General features: G+C 65.2%; 19 protein-coding genes. 16 read left to right on the top strand and 3 right to left on the bottom strand.

The genetic code is table 11. The features are described 5' to 3' along the window. Positions 1–51 precede the first annotated feature (51 nt). Genes FNV92_RS29990 through FNV92_RS29980 form a run of 3 tightly spaced genes read left to right on the top strand, consistent with a single transcriptional unit; the run spans position 52 to position 2,208 of the window. Positions 52–891 (top strand): shikimate dehydrogenase, encoded by an 840-nt coding sequence (locus tag FNV92_RS29990; RefSeq protein WP_143843390.1) that lies wholly within the window; start codon positions 52–54, stop codon positions 889–891. A 56-nt stretch (positions 892–947) separates the two neighbouring features. After that, positions 948–1,574: a hypothetical protein gene (locus FNV92_RS29985; RefSeq protein ID WP_143843391.1), complete on the top strand. Its 627-nt coding sequence runs from the start codon at positions 948–950 to the stop codon at positions 1,572–1,574. Between the two features lie 13 nt (positions 1,575–1,587). Continuing rightward, positions 1,588–2,208: a single stranded DNA-binding domain-containing protein gene (locus FNV92_RS29980; protein ID WP_143843392.1), complete on the top strand. Its 621-nt coding sequence runs from the start codon at positions 1,588–1,590 to the stop codon at positions 2,206–2,208. A gap of 111 nt (positions 2,209–2,319) precedes the next feature. On the opposite strand, the gene FNV92_RS29975 is transcribed toward FNV92_RS29980, so the two are convergent. Continuing rightward, positions 2,320–3,456, bottom strand: coding sequence for an alpha-hydroxy acid oxidase (locus FNV92_RS29975; RefSeq protein ID WP_143843393.1), 1,137 nt, complete (start codon positions 3,454–3,456; stop codon positions 2,320–2,322). A gap of 99 nt (positions 3,457–3,555) precedes the next feature. Between FNV92_RS29975 and FNV92_RS29970 the strand changes: the two genes are divergently transcribed. From FNV92_RS29970 to FNV92_RS29910, 13 genes are all read left to right on the top strand, one after another. Then, entirely contained in the window at positions 3,556–3,723 is a 168-nt protein-coding gene (locus tag FNV92_RS29970; RefSeq protein ID WP_015688475.1) for a hypothetical protein, read from the top strand. 221 nt (positions 3,724–3,944) lie between these two features. After that, a complete protein-coding gene (gene glmM, locus FNV92_RS29965; RefSeq protein ID WP_015688474.1) occupies positions 3,945–5,288 on the top strand; it encodes a phosphoglucosamine mutase in 1,344 nt (447 codons plus the stop codon). Between the two features lie 292 nt (positions 5,289–5,580). Beyond that, the gene (locus FNV92_RS29960; RefSeq protein ID WP_143843394.1) at positions 5,581–6,828 is read left to right on the top strand and encodes an MFS transporter; all 1,248 of its coding nucleotides are present in this window, start codon (positions 5,581–5,583) and stop codon (positions 6,826–6,828) included. A 227-nt stretch (positions 6,829–7,055) separates the two neighbouring features. Further along, positions 7,056–7,886, top strand: a complete 831-nt coding sequence (locus tag FNV92_RS29955; protein ID WP_015688472.1) for an outer membrane protein — start codon at positions 7,056–7,058, stop codon at positions 7,884–7,886. A gap of 138 nt (positions 7,887–8,024) precedes the next feature. Next, positions 8,025–8,915: an outer membrane protein gene (locus FNV92_RS29950; protein ID WP_334266075.1), complete on the top strand. Its 891-nt coding sequence runs from the start codon at positions 8,025–8,027 to the stop codon at positions 8,913–8,915. A 69-nt stretch (positions 8,916–8,984) separates the two neighbouring features. After that, positions 8,985–9,575 (top strand): glutathione S-transferase family protein, encoded by a 591-nt coding sequence (locus FNV92_RS29945; RefSeq protein WP_143843396.1) that lies wholly within the window; start codon positions 8,985–8,987, stop codon positions 9,573–9,575. Between the two features lie 29 nt (positions 9,576–9,604). Then, a complete protein-coding gene (locus tag FNV92_RS29940) occupies positions 9,605–10,069 on the top strand; it encodes a GNAT family N-acetyltransferase (protein WP_015688469.1) in 465 nt (154 codons plus the stop codon). 159 nt (positions 10,070–10,228) lie between these two features. Further along, positions 10,229–10,435, top strand: a complete 207-nt coding sequence (locus FNV92_RS29935) for a hypothetical protein (RefSeq protein WP_015688468.1) — start codon at positions 10,229–10,231, stop codon at positions 10,433–10,435. 79 nt (positions 10,436–10,514) lie between these two features. Beyond that, complete coding sequence (locus FNV92_RS29930; protein WP_015688467.1) at positions 10,515–11,687, top strand: phosphoserine transaminase; 1,173 nt, start codon at positions 10,515–10,517, stop codon at positions 11,685–11,687. Between the two features lie 169 nt (positions 11,688–11,856). Continuing rightward, complete coding sequence (serA, locus tag FNV92_RS29925) at positions 11,857–13,446, top strand: phosphoglycerate dehydrogenase (RefSeq protein WP_143843397.1); 1,590 nt, start codon at positions 11,857–11,859, stop codon at positions 13,444–13,446. Positions 13,447–13,755: 309 nt separating this feature from the next. Continuing rightward, positions 13,756–14,928, top strand: coding sequence for a thiolase family protein (locus FNV92_RS29920; protein WP_143843398.1), 1,173 nt, complete (start codon positions 13,756–13,758; stop codon positions 14,926–14,928). A 272-nt stretch (positions 14,929–15,200) separates the two neighbouring features. After that, positions 15,201–16,742 (top strand): FAD-dependent monooxygenase, encoded by a 1,542-nt coding sequence (locus tag FNV92_RS29915; RefSeq protein ID WP_143843399.1) that lies wholly within the window; start codon positions 15,201–15,203, stop codon positions 16,740–16,742. A gap of 148 nt (positions 16,743–16,890) precedes the next feature. Further along, entirely contained in the window at positions 16,891–18,867 is a 1,977-nt protein-coding gene (locus FNV92_RS29910) for a methyl-accepting chemotaxis protein (protein WP_143843400.1), read from the top strand. Positions 18,868–18,882: 15 nt separating this feature from the next. Here the strand turns inward: FNV92_RS29910 and FNV92_RS29905 are convergent, their stop codons facing one another. Beyond that, entirely contained in the window at positions 18,883–20,049 is a 1,167-nt protein-coding gene (locus FNV92_RS29905) for an AI-2E family transporter (protein ID WP_143843401.1), read from the bottom strand. Between the two features lie 152 nt (positions 20,050–20,201). After that, a complete protein-coding gene (locus tag FNV92_RS29900; protein ID WP_168213498.1) occupies positions 20,202–23,591 on the bottom strand; it encodes a PAS domain-containing sensor histidine kinase in 3,390 nt (1,129 codons plus the stop codon). Positions 23,592–23,805: the final 214 nt, after the last annotated feature.

Raw genomic sequence — 23,805 nt, 5'->3', positions numbered from 1 at the left:
GAGTCTGCGGGACGCGAAATGGATCGCCCTCGACCAACGCCCCGAGGGAAGATGACCGCGCCCAAAGCTCCCGCAGCCTGCTTGATCGGATGGCCGGCTGCGCATTCGCGCTCGCCGCTGATCCATCATTACTGGCTGCGCACGCTCGGAATCGAGGGCGGCTATGTCATCGAGGCGGTGCCGCCGGAGGATCTCCGCGACTTCGTGCTGCGGCTGCCGCTGCGCGGCTTCGTCGGCGCCAACGTCACCATCCCCCACAAGGAAGCGGTGCTGGCGCTGTCGACGCCCGATGCGCGCGCCAAGGCGGTCGGCGCGGCCAACACATTGTGGTTTGCCGACGGCGAGCTGCGTTCGACCAACACGGACGTCGAGGGCTTTATCGGCAATCTCGACGCCAGCGCACCCGGCTGGGACAAGGCGGACGAGGCGCTGGTGCTCGGCGCCGGTGGTTCTTCGCGTGGCGTCGTATTCGGCCTGCGCGAGCGCGGGATCAAGCGCATCCATCTCGCCAATCGCACCATCGCGCGGGCCGAGACACTTGCAAACCAGTTCGGGCCGAACGTGCGTCCGGTGACTTGGGACGGCCTGAGCGATGTCCTGCCGCGTGCAAAACTTCTCGTGAACACGACCTCACTCGGCATGCACGGCCAGCCTTCACTCGATGTTGATGTGGCCCATCTGCCGCAGGATTCCGTCGTCGCCGATCTCGTTTACGTTCCCCTGGTCACGCCGCTGCTGGCGGCCGCACAGGCGCGCGGCCTGAAAACCGCCGACGGGCTCGGCATGCTGCTGCACCAGGCGGTCCGCGGCTTCGAGCTGTGGTTCGGCCGGAGGCCGGAGGTCACGGCCGAGTTGCGCGCGCTGGTCGAGGCCGATCTCACGAAGACTTGAGAGAATAGTAAGCGGTCCGCGGCGTTCACCATTCGTGGGGACAATCGGAGACCGTCATGACCATCCACCGTGCAAGTTTCACACGTCCGCTGATCGCCGTCGCGATGGTGGCCGCTTCTACTCTTTGTGCCGTCGCTCAAAGGGCACCGGTGCCGACGCGTGTGCGCGGCACGATCGAGAGCGTCAACGGCGATATCATGCAGGTCAAGTCGCGCAGCGGCGAGGACGTCAAGCTGCATATTGCACCCGACGCGCGCGTGGCCGGCGTCACCAGGATTTCGCTCGCGGACATCAAGGTCGGCTCCTTCGTCGGGGCCACCACCGTGCCGGGACCTGATGGCGGCGACAACGCCGTCGAGGTTCACGTGTTTCCGGAGAGCATGCGCGGCACCGGAGAAGGCTCGCGTCCGTACGACCTCAAGCCGAATTCCAGCATGACCAATGCCACGGTGTCGGAGAGCGTGGTCGGCAATGACGGCCATACGCTGCTGGTGAAATACAAGGACGGCGAGAAGAAGGTGTTCGTCGCCGACAACACGCCGGTGGTGACCTTCGTGCCCGGCGACAAGTCCGAGCTGAAGGCCGGCGCCAAGGTCATCGCCTTCATGAAGCAGCTCCCGGACGGCTCGTTCGAAACCAACCGCGTCAACGTCGGCCGCGACGGCCTGACGCCGCCGATGTGAGGGAGGAAAGAGCATGTCGAAAACAACCTGGATGCCACGCCTGCTCGTGGCCGCGTTCGCTTCCGCTTTGATCGTCTCTGCCTCGGCGCAACAGGCGCCGACGGTCCGCATCCGCGGTACCATCGAGAGCGTCGACGGCAACACGCTCGCCATCAAGACCCGCGAGGGCACTGACGTGAAGGTGAGGATGACCGACAACGTCGCCGTCTTCGCCGTCGTGAAGACCTCGCTGTCGGAGATCAAGGACGGCTCGTATATCGGCGTCACCGGCATGCCCGAGCCCGACGGCACGCAGAAGGCGATCGCAGTGCACATCTTCCCCGAAAACCAGCGCGGCGCGGCCGAAGGTTTCCGCCCCTGGGATGCGCGTGCCAACTCGACCATGACCAACGCCACGGTGGCTCAGACGGTGAAGGGCACCGACGGCCAGAACATCACGGTGAAATACAAGGATGGTGAGAAGAAAGTCGTGGTGCCGCCGGATACACCCATCGTCACCTTCATCGCCAGCGACAAATCCGAGATCAAGCCGGGCGCCAAGCTGATCATCTTCGGCGCCGCGAAGAAGGACGACGGCTCGCTGGAAGCGAACCGGGTCAATGTCGGGCGAGATGGGATCACGCCGCCGATGTGAGGCAGATACTGCCCTCACATCCTCGCTGTCGTTCCGGATCAGCGCTCCGCTTCGCTATGCTTGTCCGGGACGACACCTATGATTGAGGCGCGCTTTTCGCGCCTCAATGCCTCACGCCGCAATGATGTGCTCGTCGATCTCGTCGATCCGGTTGACGCCGCACAGGCCCATGGTCGTGAGCAATTCCTTCTGGATGATCTCGATCGCCTTGGCGACGCCGGCCTGGCCGCCGGCACCGAGGCCATAGGCGTAGGCGCGGCCGATCATGCAGGACTTCGCGCCGAGCGCGAGCGCCCGCGTCACGTCCTGGCCGGAGCGGATGCCGCCGTCGAACATGATCTCCACCTTGTCACCGACGGCGTCGACGATCTCGGGCAGCACCTCGATCGATGACGGCGCGCCGTCGAGTTGCCGGCCGCCATGGTTGGAAACCACGATCGCCTGGGCACCGGTCTTCGCGGCGAGCTCGGCATCCTCGACGTCGAGAATGCCCTTCAGGACCAGCTTGCCCGGCCAGATCGAGCGGATCCAGTCGATGTCCTTCCAGTTCAGCGAGGTGTCGAACTGCGAGTTGATCCAGGTCGACAGCGAGGTGATGTCGTCGCTGACCTTCAAATGACCGGCAAGATTGCCGAAGGTGCGGCGCTTGCCCTGCAGCACGCCCGACACCCAGGCCGGCTTGGTGGCGAAATCGATCAGCTTCGACAGCGACCATTCCGGCGGCACCGTCATGCCGTTCTTGATGTCCTGGTGGCGCTGGCCGATCACCTGCAGGTCGACGGTCAGCACCAGCGCCGAGCATTTCGCCGCGATCGCGCGCTCGATCAGCGCCTTGATGAAGCCGCGGTCCTTCATCACGTAGAGCTGGAACCAGAACGGCTTCTCGACATTTGCGGCGATGTCCTCGATCGAGCAGATCGACATCGTCGACTGCGTGAACGGGATGCCGGCGGCCTGCGCGGCGCGGCAGGCGTGGATCTCGCCGTCGCCATGCTGCATGCCGAGCAGGCCCACGGGCGCCAGCATCAGCGGCATGGTCGAGGGCTCGCCGAGGATCGTGGTCGAGGTGTCGCGCTTGGAGACGTCGACCAGAATGCGCTGGCGGAACTTGATGTGCTGCATGTCGTCGCGATTGGCGCGCAGCGTTTCCTCGGCGTAGGAGCCGCGGTCGCAATAGTCGAAGAACGCCTTCGGCACGCGACGCTGATGCAGGGTGCGAAGGTCGTCGATACAGGTGATGTGCTTCATGGATGTTTTCCCCGGCCCGTCTTGCATCTTGCATCGGAAGATCGAGGGGTCATCTAGCATGGTTGGATGCACAGCCAAATCGTTTGAGAAGAGGGCGCCATGAGCAAACCGCACAGCCAGCCCACGCCGGAAGAGATCAAGGAGAAGCAGGATCTCGAGGATGCGCTGGAAGAAGGCCTCGAGGAGACCTTCCCGGGCTCCGATCCCGTCAACGTCACCCAGCCCGCACCGAGCCGTCAGGACGGCCATGTGAAGCGCTCCAGCTAGGGGCAGGGTTCCGCGCGAAGTGGGCGCATGGGCCGGAAATATAACGTTAACAATACGTTACCGGGGTGCCTTTTCCCCGGGTTCCGTAATGATTCATCATATTTTTTGAAGCCAATTTAGTCTCGCAGGCATTATAAGACCCCAGCAAATCAGGGATGCGGGGCCCATTATGGCACCCGGAGGTTGTCGCGGGGATTCCTGGTTGTTGCGTGGGGGACGATATGAGCCGCAAATATTTCGGGACGGACGGGATTCGGGGCCGCGCCAACGGACTGATCACGCCGGAGCTCGCGCTCAAGGTCGGCCAGGCCGCAGGCCTTGCGTTTCAGCGCGGTGACCACCGCCACCGGGTCGTGATCGGCAAGGATACCCGCCTATCCGGCTACATGATCGAATACGCCATGGTCGCGGGCTTCACCTCGGTCGGCATGGACGTGCTGCTGGTCGGCCCGATGCCGACGCCGGCCGTCGCGATGCTGACCAAGTCGATGCGCGCCGATCTCGGCGTGATGATCTCGGCCTCGCACAATCTGTTCGAGGACAACGGCATCAAGCTGTTCGGCCCGCAGGGCTTCAAGCTGTCCGACGACGTCGAGAAGCAGATCGAGCTGCTGCTCGACGAGCCGATCGAGAAGCGGCTGGCCCAAAGTGCGAGCCTCGGCCGCGCCCGCCGTATCGACGGCGTGCACGACCGCTACATCGAATTCGCCAAGCGCACGCTGCCGCGCGATCTGTCGCTCGACGGCCTGCGCGTCGTGATCGATTGCGCCAATGGCGCCGCCTACAAGGTGGTGCCGGAAGCGCTGTGGGAATTGGGCGCCGACGTGGTGCCGATCGGCGTCGAGCCCGACGGCTTCAACATCAACAAGGATTGCGGCTCGACCTCGCCGGAAGCGCTGTCGCGGAAGGTGCGCGAGATGCGCGCCGACATCGGCATTGCGCTGGACGGCGACGCCGATCGGGTCATCCTGGTCGATGAGCGCGGGCATGTCGTCGACGGCGACCAGCTGCTCGCGGTGATCGCGCAGAGCTGGAAAGAGGACGGACGCCTCTCGCGTCCCGGCATCGTCGCCACCGTGATGTCCAATCTCGGGCTCGAACGTTTCCTGAAGGGCCACGGGCTCGATCTCGTGCGGACGCCGGTCGGCGACCGCTACGTGCTCGAGCAGATGCTGAACGGCGGCTACAATCTCGGCGGCGAGCAGTCCGGCCACATCATCCTGTCCGACTACGCCACCACCGGCGACGGCTTCGTGGCCGCCTTGCAGGTGTTGGCCGTGGTGCAGAAGCTGCGCCGCCCGGTGTCGGAAGTCTGCCACCGTTTCGATCCGCTGCCGCAGATCCTCAAGAACGTCCGCCACAAGGGCGGCAAGCCGCTCGATGATTCCGACGTCAAGTCGGCGATCTCGGACGGCGAGAAGCGCCTCAACGGCCACGGTCGCCTGCTGATCCGCTCCTCGGGCACCGAGCCCGTGATCCGCGTCATGGGCGAGGGCGAGGACCGTATCCTCGTCGAAGACGTCGTCGACACCATCGTCTCCGCGCTCGGACAGGCGGCTGCGTGAGCCTCTCTTACCCTCCCCTGGAGGGGGAGGGTCGATCGCGCGAAGCGCGAGCGGGGTGGGGTGATCTCTCCCCACGGGCACTGTACGAGGTGGAGAGACCGTCATCCCACCCCGTCCCACATTTCGCTGCGCTCAATGTGAGCCGACCCTCCCCCTCCAGGGGAGGGTGAAGCGATCCTGAGCGGCCGAAGATACGCGCATTCCAGCCATCGACGATTGGCGGTGGTTCGGCCGCCGCTATCATTGTACCCAGCAGGTCGCGACCGTTCGCCGCGCCTGCCGGGATGCTCCAGTGAACAAGTCCGTCGTCGTCTCCGAGGAAACGCTGACCGAACCCGTTGTCGTCAGCGACGTCGCGCCCGTCGCCAAGGCGGCGGGGCCGGCCTATGTCGTCCTCGCCGGCATCAGCTTCTCGCACTTCCTCAACGACACCATGCAGTCGCTGATCGCTTCGGTGTATCCGATCCTGAAAGACACCTACGCGCTCGACTTCGCGCAGATCGGCATGATCACGCTGGCGTTCCAGTTCACGGCTTCGCTGCTCCAGCCCGTGGTCGGGCACTACACCGACAAGAAGGCGCAGCCTTACTCGCTGGCGATCGGCATGGCCTCGACCTTCTTCGGCCTGCTGCTGCTCAGCGCCGCGCATCAGTATCTCGTCATCCTCGTGGCTGCCGCGCTGGTTGGTCTCGGCTCGGCGGTGTTTCATCCGGAGTCCGCGCGCATCGCGCGGCTTGCGTCCGGTGGCCGCTACGGCTTCGCGCAATCGGTGTTTCAGCTCGGCGGCAGTTTCGGCACCTCGATGGGACCGGTGCTGGCCGCGCTGATCGTGGTGCCGTTCGGGCAGGGCAGCATCGCATGGTTCTCCTCGATCGCGTTCCTCGCCATCGTTATCCTCTGGCGCATCGGCCGCTGGTATGAGCCGCAGATCAAGGCGAAGAAGACGGCCGCGGTTCAGGTCCACCCCGACGCGCCGAGCTCGCGCCGCGTCGGGGTCGCGCTGCTCGTGCTGGTGGCGCTGCTGTTCTCGAAGCAGCTCTACGTCTCCAGCCTGTCGAGCTACTACATCTTCTATTTGATCGACCGTTTCGGCGTGTCGACACAGACCGCCCAGATCTATCTCTTCATCTTCCTCGCGGCGAACGCGGTCGGAGCGTTCTTCGGCGGTCCCTTGGGCGATCGCTTCGGCCGCAAGATCGTGATCTGGATCTCGATCCTGGGCGCGCTGCCGTTCACGCTGGCGCTGCCCTATGCCGGGCTTTATTCGAGCGCGGTGCTGAGCGTGATCATCGGCATCATCATTTCCTCGACGACATCGTCGATCATCGTGTTCGCGCAGGAACTGGTGCCGCACCGCTTCGGCATGATCTCCGGTGTGTTCTTCGGCGTCGCCTTCGGCATCGGGGGACTGGGCGCCGCCGTGCTCGGCAAGCTTGCCGACCACACCTCGATCGAGTTCGTCTATCAGGTCTGCGCCTATCTGCCGGCGATCGGCCTGCTTGCGGTGTTCCTGCCCAGACTGCCGCGGCACACACGTTAACAAATCTTCTTCGCCGCATTGCGGCTTCATCAATCGTTAGCAATTGCGGCGCCTCGCCGCCGCAATTTTGCAACGCTCGCGCCCCACGCGCGCGAGCGTAGAGAAAAAATCAACCTTAAAAATTAGGGTTAAGTGGCGCTTAAACATTTGGTGCGATCGTCCCTCCTGTGAGTTTCCAGAACGTGAGGCATCTGCATTTTGCCTCACCGGCCATAAGGACGAAGCCAATGCGTAGCGTTAAGTCTCTCCTTGCCGCGGGTGCGGCAACCCTGATCTCGTCGATGGCGTTTGCCGCCGATATGCCGATCGCGGCGCCCCCTCCGATGTACGCGCCGGCGGCTCCGCCCGCCGATTTCGGCGGCTGGTATCTCCGCGGCGATGTCGGCATGACCAACCAGCGCGCCAAGAGCATCGACAGCGCTTTGCCGGCTGGTTATTCGAAGTCGACGGAAGGCCTCGGTTTCGACTCAGCGTCGCTGTTCGATCTCGGCGTCGGCTATCGCTTCAACAACTGGTTCCGCGCGGACGTGATCGGCCAGTACCGTGGCAAAGCCAATCTGCACGGCAGCGACAACGTCTTTGGACCCGGCTTCGTCGGCGTCAACAACTACACCGGCAGCAAGTCCGAGTGGGTCGTGATGGCCAACGCGTATGTCGACCTCGGCACCTGGTGGTGCATCACCCCGTTCATCGGCGCCGGTGTCGGCGGCTCCTACAACAAGATCAGCGGCTTCCGCGACGACGGCGTGTCGTACAGCCCGGGGCTCAACAACAGCGTCGCCTACTTCGCCGACAACGGAAAGTGGAACCTCGCCTGGGCCGCCCACGCCGGTCTTGCCTACAAGGTCAATCCCGGGTTCACCGTCGAACTGGCCTACAGCTACATGAACCTCGGCGATGGCGCGCCAGGCAACTACCGCCTGTTCGACAACAGCGCCTCCGGCCCGACCTCGATCAAGATCAAGGACATCACCTCGCACGACGTGAAGCTTGGCGTGCGCTGGGAGCTCAACAGCCCGCAGCCGGCCTATATGCCGCCGCTCGTCACCAAGGGCTGATCGTCAACTGATCGCTTAAGATTTCTTAACGGCGCGGGATCATCCCGCGCCGTTTTGCTTTGCGTATTTTTCATGGCGCGACGGCGACGAAAGCGTCCGGCGCAACCATTGGTTAAGGTTAACGAGCCATGATCACGAGTGAAAGTTCGAGTTCGATGGAGCGTTGCGATGCGTAGGCTTTTATTGGCTGCGGTGATGTTTGGGACGGTGTCTGCCGCACACGCGGCCGACCTTTCCGATCTGCCCATCCTGCGCGGCAGCTTCACCGACGGTCTGTCGAAGTCATCCCATAATTGGGACGGCTTCTATGTCGGCGGCCAGTTCGGCTTTGCCACGTCGGAAATCGATTTCAGCCACGCCCCGAAATCGATGACCGATTTCATGCTTCGCGACAGCATCCTTCAGGCGCCGGTCGGCGGCTGGTCGCTGCTGCCGAAAAATCACGTCCAGGCGACCGGGTTCGGCGCCTATGTGGGCCGCAACTGGCAGCTCTATGATGCCGTGATGGGCGTTGAGGCCAACTACAGCTACATGAACAATCTCGCGAGCAGTGCAAGCGATTCCATGGCGAGATTGATCCCCGGGGAAACAGCCCCGACGAATCACGCCTATATTTACGATACGACGCTCGGCGGCGGTGCCTCGTTGCAGCTCAAGGACTATGCGACTTTCCGAGGTCGGATCGGATGGGCCGGTGGGGACTTCATGCCTTACGCGTTTGGCGGCCTTGCGATCGGGCGCGCCGAGGTGTCGAGGTTTGCGACCGTGTCGTACGTGAAAAACGACATCTTCACGGATCCCAACAGTGGCGCGACGTCTACCACGGTTGCCGGCACCGGCACGATGACGCAGTCCGAGCGGCGCGCGAACAGCTTCATCTACGGATGGACGGGGGGAATCGGAATCGAATACGCGTTGCTCGACTGTGTGATCCTTCGCGGCGAGTGGGAGCACGTCGGGTTCTCGAACGCCAAGGATATCTCCGTCAACCTGAACAACTTCCGATTGGGCGCCGGCTACAAGTTCTGAGCCGCCCGCTGCCTGTTGACAGGTTCCTTCCGGCCTGATGCTCTGTCGCCCGTAAATGGGGCGGCAGCGATGCAGATCTACGGCGATAGCAATTCCGGCAATTGTCTCAAGGTGAAGTGGGTCTGCGACAAGCTCGCGCTGCCTTACCAGTGGATCGAGATCGACACCCGCAAGGGCGAGACGCGCACGCCGCAATTCCTGAAGATGAACGGCGCCGGCCAGGTGCCGACGGTCGCATTCGACGACGGCCGCACGCTGGCGCAGTCCAATGCCATCATCCGCTATCTCGCCCGCGACAGCGCGCTGATCCCGCGCGATGCCTTCGCTGCGGCCAAGATGGACGAATGGCTGTTCTGGGAGCAGTACAGCCACGAGCCCTACATCGCGGTGTGCCGCTTCCAGCTGGTTTATCTCGGCAAGGATGCATCCGAGCTCGATCCCGAGAAGGTCAAGCGCGGCTATGCGGCGCTCGACCGGATGGAGCGGCACTTGGCCGCAAACCGCTTCTTCGCCGGCGAAGAGGTTTCGCTCGCCGACGTCTCGCTGCTCGCTTATACGCGCCTCGCGCATGAAGGCGGCTTCGATCTCGGCCGTTATCCGGCCGTTCGCCGCTGGATCGGCGAGGCCGAGGCCTCTCTCGGCCTGCCGCCAGCGCGCTGAGTCCCTGCGCCGAGCCTGGAGTTTCCCGTATGAACGATAAGTCCGTTTCCATCCGTCCCGCGCGGCGCGAGGACGTCCCTGCGATGATCGCAATGCTCGCCGACGATCATCTCGGGCGCGCGCGCGAGCGCGTGGAGGATCCGCTGCCGGCGTCCTATTACGAGGCATTCGCGCGGGTCGAGCGCGATCCAAATCTCACGCTCGTGGTTGCCGAGAGCGAGGGCAGGGTAGTCGGCTGCCTGCAACTCGCAGTGCTGCCGGGCATCAGCTCGCAAGGCGGCATCCGCGGCCTGCTCGAAGATGTCCGCGTTGCTTCCGATTGTCGCAGCCGCGGCATCGGCGAGCAATTGGTGCAATGGGCGGTGACTGAAGCAAAAGCGCGCGGCTGCATCCTGGTCGAACTGCTCACGCATGCGAGCCGCGTCGACGCGCAGCGCTTCTACAAGCGGCTCGGATTCACATCGAGTCATGTCGGCATGACTGTCCGCTTTTGAGGCAGCATCCAGCGGCCGTTGCGCGATCAGCGAAAACGGATCGCGCGTTCGTTCATATTAAGAGTGGGTAAACTACCCAGCCGTCGTTCACGTGGAACCAGGAACGAACGGTGCTACGTCAGCGTCTGAAAGCCGAGCTCGGTCGGTTCGGGGATTTCGATGACAAGCTATTCCATGATCAAGGTCGGCAACGACTACGTTGTGCAGGCCAATGACAAATGCATTTTGAAAGTCGGCAGCCGTCGCCGAGCCGCGCAATTGATCAGTGATGCCACGGACTTGCTGAACGCGCTTGCCGTGGTCGAATCCCCTGATATCGCACCGGATGAGCCATCACTCGCGCGTGAGGCCCCGGAACTTCCTTGACGACTCTTCCTGTTTCCCGTATCAGCCGCGGCGGGACACCTCCCCCCAACGGGAGGCTTACTATCTGGAAGGGTAGAATATGACTGTAGCGAAGCCCGCTTCGCGGCCCAACGTGCCGCATTTTTCCTCCGGCCCCTGCGCCAAGCGCCCCGGATGGAACGCCCAAAATCTCAAGGACGCAGCGCTCGGCCGTTCGCATCGCGCGAAGGTCGGCAAGACCAAGCTCAAGCTCGCGATCGATCTGACGCGCGAAGTGCTTGAAGTGCCCGCCGATTATCGCATCGGCATCGTTCCGGCGTCGGATACCGGCGCGGTCGAGATGGCGCTGTGGTCGCTGCTCGGTGCGCGCCCCGTCACCACGCTCGCGTGGGAATCTTTCGGCGAGGGCTGGGTCAGCGACATCGTCAAGGAATTGAAGCTCAAGGACGTCACCAAGCTCAACGCTGCTTACGGTGAGATTCCCGATCTGTCGAAGGTCGATCCGAAGTCCGACGTGGTCTTCACCTGGAACGGCACCACCTCCGGCGTCCGCGTGCCGAACGCCGACTGGATCAGCTCAGCCCGCGAAGGCCTGACCATTTGCGACGCGACGTCCGCCGCGTTCGCGCAGCCGCTCGACTGGCCCAAGCTCGATGTCGTCACCTTCTCCTGGCAGAAGGCACTCGGCGGCGAAGCCGCGCACGGCATGCTGATCCTCTCGCCGCGCGCGGTGGAGCGGCTTGAGACCTACAAGCCGGCCTGGCCGTTGCCGAAGATCTTCCGCATGACCAAGGGCGGCAAGATCAACGAAGGCATCTTCGTCGGCGAGACCATCAACACGCCCTCGATGCTCTGCGTCGAAGATTATCTCGATGCGCTGAACTGGGCCAAGTCGATCGGCGGCCTCAAGGCTTTGATCGCGCGCGCCGACGCCAACACCAAGGTGCTGGCCGACTGGAAGGCTAAGACGCCGTGGATCGACTTCCTGGCCAAGGACGCCGCGATCCGCTCCAACACCTCGGTGTGCCTGAAGTTCACTGACCCCGCACTCACCTCGCTCTCGGACGACGCGCAGGCCGACTTCTCCAAGAAGCTGGTCGCGCTGGTCGAGAAGGAAGGTGCCGGCTACGACTTCGCGTACTACCGCGACGCGCCGGCCGGCCTGCGCATCTGGTGCGGCGCGACCGTCGAAGCGAAGGACGTCGAGCTGCTGACACAGTGGATCGACTGGGCTTTTGCCGAGACCAAGGCCGCGCTGGCGAAGGCCGCTTGATTTCTGACCCTCCCCTGGAGGGGGAGGGTCGACGCACCGCGAGGTGCGGCGGGGTGGGGTGATCTCTCCACACGGCGCACCGGCGATTTGCTTTTTTTGCAGCTTCACCCCACCCCGGCGCTGCGCGCCGACCCTCCCTCTCCAGAGGAGGTGTGAAGGACACATTCCCATGACCAAACCCAAAGTTCTCATCTCCGACGCGCTCTCTCCCGCCGCCGTGCAGATCTTTAGGGATCGCGGCATCGAGGTCGACTTCCAGCCCAACCTCGGCAAGGACAAGGACAAGCTCGCCGAGATCATCGGCAATTACGACGGCCTGGCGATCCGCTCCGCGACCAAGGCGACCGCCAAGATCCTGGAGAAGGCGGCGAAACTGAAGGTGATCGGCCGCGCGGGCATCGGCGTCGACAATGTCGAGATTCCTGCCGCCACGGCCAAGGGCATCATCGTGATGAACACGCCGTTCGGCAATTCGATCACGACCGCCGAGCACGCCATCACCCTGATGCTGGCGCTGGCCCGCGAGATCCCGCAGGCCGACGCCTCGACCCAGGCCGGCAAGTGGGAGAAGAACCGCTTCATGGGCGTCGAGATCACCGGCAAGGTGCTCGGCGTGGTCGGTTGCGGCAACATCGGCTCGATCGTCGCGGATCGCGGGCTCGGCCTGCGCATGAAGGTGATCGCGTTCGATCCGTTCCTGTCGCCGGAGCGTGCCAAGGATATCGGCGTCGAGAAGGTCGAGCTCGATGACCTGCTCAAGCGCGCCGATTTCATCACGCTGCACACCCCGCTCACCGACAAGACCAGGAACATCATCGACGCAGCCGCCATCGCCAAGATGAAGATGGGCGTGCGCCTGATCAACTGCGCCCGCGGCGGCCTCGTCGACGAGCAGGCGGTGGTCGATGCGCTGAACTCCAAGCATATTGCGGGCGCCGCCTTCGACGTCTTCGTCGAGGAGCCCGCCACGTCGAACGTGCTGTTCGGCCATCCCAACGTGATCTGCACGCCGCATCTCGGCGCCTCCACCACCGAGGCGCAGGAGAACGTCGCGCTCCAGGTCGCCGAGCAGATGTCGGATTATCTGCTTACCGGTGCAATCTCGAACGCGGTCAACTTCCCCTCGATCACGGCGGAGGAGGCGCCGAAGCTGAAGCCGTTCATCGCGCTCGCCGAGAAGCTCGGCTCGTTCGCCGGCCAGCTCACCGAGAGCGGCATCCTCAAGGTGCAGATCACCTATGAGGGCCACGTCGCCGAGATGAAGATCAAGGCGATCACCTCCGCCGTGCTGTCGGGCCTGCTGCGGCCGATGCTGGGCGAGATCAACGTGGTCTCGGCGCCGGTCGTCGCCAAGGAGCGCGGCATGGAGATCGACGAGATCGTGCGAGCCGCCCAAAGCGACTATGAAAGCCTGATCACCGTCACCGTCACCACCGAGCGGCAGGAACGGTCGGTCTCGGGCACCGTCTATGCCGACGGCAAGCCGCGCCTCGTCGACATCAAGGGCATCCGCGTCGATGCCGAATTCGGCAAGTCGATGATCTACGTGACCAACGAGGACAAGCCGGGCTTCATCGGCAAGTTCGCGAGCCTTCTGGGCGACGCCAAAATCAACATCGCGACCTTCCACCTCGGCCGCGTCGCGCCGGGCTCCGATGCCATCGCGCTGATCGAGGTCGACGGTGCGGTGCCGGCGGACCTGCTGACCAAGGTGCAGGCCCTGCCGCAGGTCAAGCAGGTCAAGGCGCTGACGTTCTGATTGCGCTTTCTCTGCTTGCCGTCATGGCCGGGCTTGACCCGGCCATCCACGCCTTGCCACTCGGCAGCAAGAACGTGGATGCCCGGGACAAGCCCGGGCACGACGGGGAGTCCCGCCTGGAAATGACGGGCATCATATCATAAATTCCGACCTGCGGAACAACGGCGCCGCCTTCCCTCGAAGGCGGCATTTTTGTTGATGCAGTGCCGCGCTTTATTCTTCCCGTGGCCGCCCAACTTTGTGTACCAATGGCGCCGAGAACACCTTCGTTCCAACGCCTCCGTACCACTGTTCGAAAGGGAGAAAACAATGCGTGAAGCCGTCATCGTATCCTACGCGCGCACGGGCCTCGCCAAGTCCGGCCGCGGCGGGTTCAACATCACGCCGCCGATGTCGCTGGCCGCCCACGCCATCCACCACGCGGTGGACCGCGCCGGCGTCGAGAAGGACTATGTCGAGGATTGCTACCTCGGCAATTGCGCCCATGGTGCGCCGAACATCGGCCGTCAGGCCGCGCTGCTGGCGGGTCTTCCCAAGTCGACCGGCGGCGTCTCGGTGAACCGCTTCTGCTCGTCGGGCCTCCAGACCATCGCGATGGCCGCCAATTCGATCCGTTCGGACGGCGCCGACTGCATCGTCGCCGGTGGCGTCGAGAGCATTTCGATGCCCGCCGGCACGACGGCGAAGGAGACGGTCGATCCGGAGCTGCTCAAGGTCGCGCCCGATATCTTCATGGCGATGATCGACACCGCCGACATTGTCGCCGAGCGCTACAAGCTCAGCCGTGAATACCAGGACGAGTATTCGCTGGAGTCGCAGCGCCGGATGGCCTCCGCGCAGCAGGCGGGCAAGTTCAAGGACGAGATCGTCCCGATGAAGACCAAGATGAAGGTGGTCGACAAGGCGACCAAGGCCGAGAGCATCGTCGACTACGTCGTCGACCGCGACGAGTGCAACCGTCCCGAGACCACGCTGGAGGGCCTCGCCAAGCTCGAGCCGGTACGGGGCCCCGGCAAGTTCGTCACCGCCGGCAATGCCAGCCAGCTCTCCGACGGCGCTGCCGCCGTGGTGCTGATGGAAGCCAAGGACGCCGAGAAGCGCGGCCTCAAGCCGCTCGGCCGCTTCGTCGCCTGGGCGGCGGCGGGCTGCGAGCCCGACGAGATGGGCATCGGCCCGATCTTCGCCGTGCCGAAGCTGCTCAAGCGTCACGGCCTCAAGATCGACGACATCGATCTGTGGGAGCTCAACGAGGCCTTCGCCAGCCAGTGCCTCTACTCGCGCGACAAGCTCGGCATCGATCCCGCCAAGTACAACGTCAACGGCGGCTCGATCGCGATCGGCCATCCCTTCGGCATGACCGGCGCGCGTCTCACCGGCCACCTCCTCCAGGAAGGTGCGCGCCGCAAGGCGAAGTGGGGCGTGGTGACCATGTGCATCGGCGGCGGCCAGGGCGGCGCCGGCCTGTTCGAGATCTACAGCTGATCGAGGCCACGTGAACGTGAAAGGCACGGCGCCGCAAGCGCCGTGCCTTTTTCGTTGCGGACGGACCGGCGCGAAACTATAAGCCCCGTGTCGGAAAAGGCAGATTTGGTCTGGTAAGCCCAAATCCTTTCGGTAACGAAAGCTCTGGTCTTTGGCCTTGTGGTCGAGATCCCCGCGACGAACATCGGACGCTCAGGCGTCCCATCGTTCGTCCGTGTGATTCTCGCATCTCTGGGAACGCTCCGGTCGAACATCGACCACAGGAGCGTCTCATGCAAAATCAATCCCCTGATCTCTACGACGTCGTCATTGCCGGTGCCGGCCCCGTCGGCCTGTTTCTCGCCTGCGAGCTGCGGCTCGCGGGTCTCTCGGTGCTGGTGCTGGAGCAGGCACAAGACCCGCGTTCGCCGCTGAAACAACTCCCGTTCGGCCTGCGCGGTCTTTCGGTCCCGACATGCGAGGCCTTTCACCGGCGCGGTTTGCTGGAAGATATCGCGGCCGCACAGCGCGCGAGTTCAGGTGCGATCAAGTCCGCGGCGCATTGGATGCAGCAGACACGGCGGCCCGCAGGTCATTTCGCCGGCATCCAGTTCTTTCAGGACGACGTCGATGTCGCGAAGTGGCCCTGGCGCCTGCCGACGCCGGCCGATGCGGCCGTCGCCGTCGATATGCAAACGCTCGAAACCGTCCTGGCCGCGCGCGCATGCAGCCTCGGCGTCGAGATCCGGCGCGGCGTCGGCCTCACGACCATTGTCGCTGCAGACGACGACGTGACCGTGCAAGCAGGCAGCGAGACCTTCCGAGGACACTGGCTGGTCGGCTGCGACGGCGGTCGCAGCACGGTGCGCAAAGCCGCCGGCTTTGACTTCGTCGGCACCGAGCCCGAGTTCACGGGCTATTCCGTCGAGGTCGAGCTTGCCGATCCCACAAAACTCCATGCGGGCCGCAATTACACGCAAGCGGGCATGTACACCTATGCGCCATCAGGGACCATCGCGATGGTCGACTTCGACGGCGGCGCTTTCCATCGAACTGAGCCGATCACATGCGAGCATGTGGAGAGCGTCCTGCGCCGTGTCTCCTGCACGGACGTCACCGTCACGGCGCTTCGGCTCGCCGCCACCTGGACGGATCGCGCGCATCAGGCAACGACCTATCGCAAAGGGCGCGTGCTGCTCGCGGGCGATGCCGCCCACATCCATTCGCCGCTGGGCGGGCAGGGCCTCAATCTCGGTCTCGGCGATGCGATGAACCTCGGCTGGAAGCTGGCGGCGACGATCCGCGGGGCAGCACCCGCCGATCTGCTCGATAGCTATTCGCGCGAGCGACATCCTGTCGGCGCACAAATCCTCGACTGGTCGCGCGCGCAGGTCGCGCTCATGCGGCCGGCGCCGGGCAGTCGCGCGCTCAAAGCCATCATGAGCGATCTCATCGAGACACGTGATGGCGCGACGTATTTTGCGGAGCGCGTGCGCGGCGTGTCGCTCCGCTACGATCTCGGCGGCGGTCATCCGCTCGTCGGCCGCAGCGCTCCCGATTTCGAATGGCGCGATGGGACGACGGTCGGAGAACGCCTAAGGCGTGCGAAGGGGATGTTGCTGGACTTCGATGCGCGTGCGCCGCTTCAGGCGCTTGCCGGAAGCTGGGACGGTCGCATCGACTATGTCGGCGTTGACGTGAAGAACCGGTTGGGCCTCAACGCGGTGTTGCTGCGCCCCGATGGCATCGTCGCCTGGGCCAGTGACGGCGCGGCCGATGAGGAGGGGGTGGCTCAGGCCGCGTCGCGATGGTTCGGTGCGCTCCGGTCCGATTGAGCGCTTTTTGAGCAGCGTTGTGCACGCCAAAGTGCACAACGCGTGCATTTTGGTAAAACACACGTAATCCTACGTGCCCGGAAATTAACGGAAGATTTGGTGCGTTAGCGCTTCATCAACCGTATCGGCCACAACCAGCTCCGGCATCATGATGCGGCTTTTCTCTCTCAGGCTCACGCACAAGATCACCGCGATCGGCGTCATTGGCGTCATCGGCGTCGTCCTGATCGGCGGCATTCATCTCTACGGCGAGCGAACGATGGGGGTCTATCGCAACGCCGCCGAAGACGCGCGCGCCGTGTTCGAGCTGAACGGCAGGATCGCGGTCGAGCTGCTCGAGGCGCGTCGCGCCGAAAAGGATTTCCTCCTGCGCAGTGATCCGGCCAAGGCGCAGCGGCAGGCCGAGATCAGCAGGCAGGGGGCCCCGGATATCGAGACGCTGCGCGGCAAGGTCGCAGCGCTCGGCAAGCCGGAGCTGGCCCGGCAGATCGAGGCGATGAACGCGTCGCTGCAGACCTATCAGGCGCGTTTCGCCGCGGTGGTCGAGGCGAGGCAGCGTCTTGGCCTCGACGAGAAGTCAGGCCTCGAAGGCCGCCTGCGTGCTTCGGTCCACGGCATCGAGAGCCAGGTCGACCAGCTGCAGGACTCCTCTCTCAAGGTCATCATGCTGATGATGCGCCGGCACGAGAAGGATTTCATGCTGCGCCGCGACGCCAGATATGGCGACGACATGAAGAAACGCGCGGCCGAATTCGCTGGCACGCTCAGTGCCGCTTCCATCCCCGACAACGCGAAGGCCGAGCTGAAGCAGAAGCTCGCCGACTATCAGCGCGACTTCTCCGCATGGATGGAGACTGCGCTGAAGCTGGCGGCCGAGCTGAAGGCCATGTCGGATGCCTTCTCCGCGGTCGAGCCCGTCATCGAGCAGGTCTCGAAATCGGTCGACCAGATCCGCGTCGAGGCCGATCGTCTCAACGACGCCGAGCGCGACGGCATCCAGTTCTGGATCGCGGTCGCGATCGCGCTGATCGCATCCGGCGTGCTCGGCCTCGGCATCTTCATCGGACGTTCGGTCTCGAAGCCGCTCTCCGCGATGCGGATCGCGATGATCGAGCTCGCCAACGGCAATTTCGCCATCGTGCTGCCCGGGCTCGGCCGTCCCGACGAGATCGGCGAGATCGCGCAGGCCGTCGAGACGTTCAAGATCAATGCCGAGCAGAAGGCGCGTGACGAGGCGGAAGAGAAGATCCGGCAGGACAAGCTCGCTGCGGAACTCCGCCGCGCCGACATGATCCGGATGGCCGACAATTTCGAGCATGCGGTCGGCCAGATCGTCGATGCGGTGTCGTCGGCGGCGACCGAGCTCGAGGCGTCGGCGACGTCGCTCACCACGACCGCCGGCCGCTCGACCGAACTGGCGACGCTGGTGGAGGCGGCCTCCGAAGAGGCGGCGACCAACGTGCAGTCGGTGGCCTCCGCGGCGGAGGAGCTGACCGCGTCCGTCAACGAGATCAGCCGCCAGGTGCAGGCCTCCGCGCGCATGGCCGGCGAAGCCGTCAGCCAGGCCGGGCAGACCAACGACCGCGTCAGCGAATTGTCGCAGGCGGCGGCGCGCATCGGCGACGTGGTCGAGCTCATCAACGCGATTGCGGGCCAGACCAACCTTCTGGCGCTGAACGCCACCATCGAGGCCGCGCGCGCGGGCGAAGCCGGGCGCGGCTTTGCCGTGGTGGCCTCCGAGGTGAAGGCGCTGGCCGAACAGACCGCGAAGGCGACCGGCGATATCGGTCAACAGATCTCGAGCATCCAGGGCGCAACCACCGAGTCGGTCGGCGCGATCAGAACCATCAGCGGCACGATCGAGCGCCTGTCCGAAATCTCGTCTACCATCGCAGCCGCGGTGGAAGAGCAGGGCGCTGCGACCAGCGAGATCTCGCGCAACGTCCAGAACGCGGCGGCCGGCACCACGCAGGTGAGCGCCAACATCAGCAGCGTGCGCCAGGGCGCGACCGAGACCGGTTCGGCCTCCTCGCAGGTGCTCTCCGCGGCGCAGTCGCTGTCGAACGACAGCAACCGGCTGAAGATCGAGGTCAGCAGGTTCCTGGACACGGTACGCGCAGCGTGAGGCCGGGGCGCCGCGTTACGGCGCCTCTCGAACCACGGCCCTCTCGGGGACCGGCCTGAAGATCCATTCGCGCCAGACCACCAGCAAGGCGGCCATGATCACCGGCCCGAGGAACAGGCCGAGCAGACCAAAGGCAGCAAGGCCGCCGAAGATTCCGACGAACGCGAAGAGAAATGGCAGCCGCGCCGAGTCGCCGACCAGGGTCGGCCATACGAAATGATCGCCGGCAAACATGACGATCGCGCCCCAGAAGAAGACCCCGGCCGCTGCTATGCCGCTGCCTCCGCCCGAGATCAGGACCAGCGCCGCAACCGTGAAAGCCAGCCAGGCGCCGAACGGAAGCATCGCGAAGGCGGTGGTGAGGATTGTGAAGACGATGGCATTCGGCACGCCCGCGACGAGATAGCCGACGCCGATCAACAAGCCTTCGCCCGCCGCGACCAGCACCGTGCCGTTCACGGTGCCGCGGGTCGCATCGACCATCTTCTCGGCGAGACCTTCTCCGGCCTCGCCAAACAGTCGATCGCACGTCTCAAGGATGCGATCCGCGATCGACCGGCCGTTGCGCAGCAGGACGAACAGGGCCAGCAGCGAAAACAGCAGAAGAAAGAGACGGTGAAGCAGCTGTCCGCCGAAGGTGCGAAACAGCTCCGATGCGTTGTCCGCATTGACGGACTTCAGCCATTCGGTCGCGGCCTTGGGATCCGACAGGTTGCTGCGCCACCACTGCTGCACGCTCTCCGCCGCGATCGGCAGGCGGGCCAGCCATTCGGGGACCTCGATCCCGCTCTCCCCGGCCTTCTTCAACCAGCCGACGAGCAGATCGCCTTGCTGCGCGATCTGGTAGATCGCGAGCGACATGGGCGTGAACAGGATCAGCGCCACGATGAGAGTGAAGACGAACGCCGACAGACTGGACGGGCTGGAGCTGACGCGAGTCGAAAACTTGACGTAGAGCGGCCACAACGTCGTTGCGAGAATGGCGGCCCAGATCAACGCCGGCAGAAAACCCGCCGCCGTCCATAGCGCGAGTGCGACGAGGACGAGGGCAAGCACGACCCGTGCGTTCATGCGGGCGCCCGCGCCCGTGGGCAACGGCTTTCGTTCGGCGGCGGTCGGCACCGCGTCGTTCCGCTTGGGCGGAGCCTTCTTCGCTGCCGTGGATTTCAGTCGTTCGGACATTGGGATCACACCAGTGCGAGTGCTGCGGCAGCGAATTGGCGTGCAGGAATAGCAAGCTACGCCCAGCTTAAGCCGCAAGGGCGCCTTCGGTTCCGAATCGGGAATAAGCTGCAATCTGGTGGCGGCGCGGCCCGGCAACGCGGGCCGGCCGTTTACGCTCCCGCCACCACCGGTGCGAACACCACCTCGATCAGCGTGCCGGTGTTGGCCGTGGTCTTGATGTTGAACCGGGCGCGGTTGGCTTCGACCAGCGCCTTGGTCAGCGACAGGCTCAGCGCCGAGCTGTCCGAGGCGTCCCCGGGCGGCGGCGTGCGGAACGGCTCCATCGCGGCGGCGACCTCGCGCTCGGTGAGGCCATGGCCGGTGTCGCGGATGCGCAGCGCGATCTCGCCGCGGTCGGACAGCGCGGTCGAGACGATGACCTGGCCGCCGGCGCTGGCGAGCCGGATCGAGTTCGAGATCAGGTTCATGGTGATCTGCCGCATCGCGCGCGCGTCGGCCGTCACCTGCGGCAGCGCATGGGCGAGCGAGGTGCGGATGATGATGCGCTCGCGATTGGCCTGCGGCTGCATCACCGTGACACAGGCCTCGACCAGATCGTTGAGGTTGAGGTTGGCGAAGTTGAGGTCGAGCTGGCCGGTCTCGATCCGCGACAGCTCCAGCAGATCGTCGATGATGGTGATGACGCGCTCGCCGGAGGCGCGGATGTCCTTCATGTATTCGCCGTAGCGCTCGTTGCCGAGCGTGCCGAAGCGTTCGGAGATCATCACCTCGGCAAAGCCGATGATGGCGTTGAGCGGCGTGCGGATCTCGTGGCTGATCCGCGCCAGCATGTCGGCCTTGGCGTTGGCGGCGCCGTCGGCGAGGCGCCGTGCGCTCTTCAGCTCGCTCTCGCCCTTCTTGCTCTGCGACAGGTCGCGGAACACGGCGAAGAAGTTCGGGCCGTCGGGCCGGGTGCGGCCCAGGATCATGGCGAGCGGAATCACGCCGCCCTTCTTCTCGCGTCCCAGCACCTCGCGGCCGTGGTCGAGCAGGCTCGCGATGTCCTGGCTCTTGACGCTTTCGAGATAGTCGATGACGACATGCTGGCTCTCCGGCGCGAACAGCGTCACCAGATTGTGCTGCATCAGCGCTTCGCCGTCATAGCCGAACAGCGCTTCGGCGCTGCGGTTGCAGGCGTGGATGTTGCCTTCGGCATCGAACATCACGATGCCCTCGGCCGTGGTGTCGAGGATCGCGGCGAGATCCTCCGCGTCCGCATCGCCGGCCTCGGTCTCCGGCTCGAGCTCGGGCGCGTAAGGGAAGGACTCCGCGACGACAGATTCAGTGGCAACGGGCGGCGCGAGAACGGGCGCGGCCGCGACAGGCGCGGGTTGCGGCAGCGCGCAGATCAGTGCATGCGCGCTCTCGCCGTCCCAGTCGATCGTGTGCAGATGTGCTTCGGTGGTCGCCAGCGGTTCTTCGCCGTTGGCAAGCGTCGCGCTGATCGTCACCGGCGTGCCGGCCTGCGACGTGCTGCTGACCGGAGACACGCCCGGCTCGATATAGAGCGCATCGAGCCCGCCGGCATCTTCCAGCGCGCTGATGCTGGCGTAGCCCATGCGCGCGAGGAAGGCGGGGTTGGCGTAGAGCAGGCGGTCGAGGCGATAGATCAGCATGCCCGTCGGCACCAGGTCGAGCAGCGCGCGGTCGCGCGCGCTGTGGCCGTGCGCGGGCGGCGCGGGTTCGGTCAGCCACTCGGCCGGCGCGTGCGGCGGCTCGGGCTCCGGCGGCAACGGTTCTGGTGTGGTCTCGGCAGCCGGCGGCTCGACGGTGACAGAAGCGATCGTCTCGCGATCGCGTTCGAGCCGTTCGGACAATTGCCGGGCGAGCTCGTTGAACGCGCTGTTCTCGACGGGCGTCAGCGTCGGCGACGACCGGGGATCACCGGGCGGGCGGAACGGCACGACGTTGGGAGGCGTTTCCACTGGCGTTTCCGGTTCGGTTGGGTGTGAATTCGCTTCGTTGACGGGCTCGGGCAGTTCAGGTTCAGGTGTCGGCTCAGGCGCAGGCGGCTCGGCCGGCGGAGGCGGCGCCTCCGCGACGGGCTCAGGCTCAGGCTTCTCTTCAGGCTCAGATGCGACGATGCCGGCGGAGAGACTCTGCGGCGCCGGCGGTTGGACCAGCAGCTCATAGCGGCGCAGCGCTTCGAGCCGGTTGAGGCCGTCGAGATCGCGGCAGACGCCAAAGCCCCTGAAGCCCGCGAAATTGCGATTCTGGTCGTAGACCGGCAGGCCGGCGAGCTCGACCGGCAGATGCTCGCCGCCGTCGGCCGGCCAGTTCACGGTGATCCCGGCCCAGGTGTCGTGGCTGGCAAGCGCCTGCGCGACGCGGCCCTCGGGATCGAGCGAAAATTCATCGGCGATCTCGCGCCAGGGGCGGCCGAAGCCGGCCGCCGTGTGCGCGCCCATCAGGCGGATGAACTCGTCGGAGCCGAGCACGAAGCGGCCGTCCGCATCCATCTGCCACAGGAAGCGCAGCGGATGCTGGCGCGGTGCAGGCGGCTCCGCTGAGGGCGGTTCGACCATGCCGGATGTGATCGGCGCGGCCTGCGGCGGCACAATGGCTTCGGCCAAGTTTTCAACCGGAGAATCTGGCACGGCCTCGCTCGCCTCGACAGCCTCTGCGATCTCGGGCGTCGTCTCCCGCACCGGCGGCTCAGGCGCAGGTGCGATCGCCTCAGCCGGAGCAGGCGTTTCGACCGGCTCGGCGAACGCATCGAACAGCGCGATCCCGCTGGCAGCCTCGTCCGAGGGCGGCGCCTCGACGCTGTCAGGCGCGTGGTGAACCTGCGCCTCGGGCGCGCTCTCCGTTGGCCTTTCGGAAGCTTCCGCGGCCGGCGCGGCGTGCACGGCCGCAGGCTCGATCAGCGCGATCAGTCCGACATCGGCGCCCGTGCCGACCCGTTGCAGCACCATCTGGCCGATGCCGATCGGCGTCTCGACGCGGCCTTCGCGCAGCGCATCGCTGCGCGCCTGTTCGAGCCCGGCCTCGCCGAGATCGCGAAAGCCGAGCAGGGCGCGCGCGGCTTCGCTGGCGCCGGCGAACATGCCGTCGGGCCCGAACGCCGCCATCGGCACCGTGGCGCCGTCGACCAGGCGATGCAGCCGCTCGATCAGCGGCATGGTGCGCAAGGTGGGGTCCATCGCGGTGACCAGCACGGCACGGCTGCCATCGGCAAACTCCAGCCGCGCGCAGCCGCAGGTCATCAGCGTGCCGAGCCGCGCGCCGAAGCCGCGCAGCCGTTCCAGTCTCATGGCACCGCTCGCGGGCAGCTGCAGGGCGAGCCGGACGATCTGGCGGCGATGGCCGTCGGCGGGGCCGAAGGTCTTGGCCGCCAGCGCAGTCGCATTGGCTGCGCCGAACAGTTTTGCGCCGACCGGATTGGCCCAGAGCACGCGCGTGCCGTCGATCGACCAGAGCCAGGCGGGCAGGGAAGAGGTCGCGTGCACGGCCAGCCGCGGATCGCCGACGCCTCGCAACTGGAAATCCGAACTTGTCATCCGACCGGCTTCAAGTCTCGCTGTCACGCATGTGGGTGCCCGGCTGCCGGGAATGACAGCCTTAAGAAAGGGTTAGTATCGCCCGCCCCCGCGGGCAGGTCCACGGCCCCGGTCTACAGGGAAGCTCCTAAAGCCGCGATAACCTTAATCCCTCCGCCCCCGCAAGCCGCAGCCGGGCCGCATCCGCAGGATTCGGGTGGGGTCGATGCCAGTC

Origin of the sequence: Bradyrhizobium cosmicum, from assembly GCF_007290395.2 — a bacterium.
Lineage (GTDB): Bacteria > Pseudomonadota > Alphaproteobacteria > Rhizobiales > Xanthobacteraceae > Bradyrhizobium > Bradyrhizobium cosmicum.
Note: the sequence above shows the minus strand (reverse complement) of the source record. Positions and strands in the feature narration are given on the sequence as shown.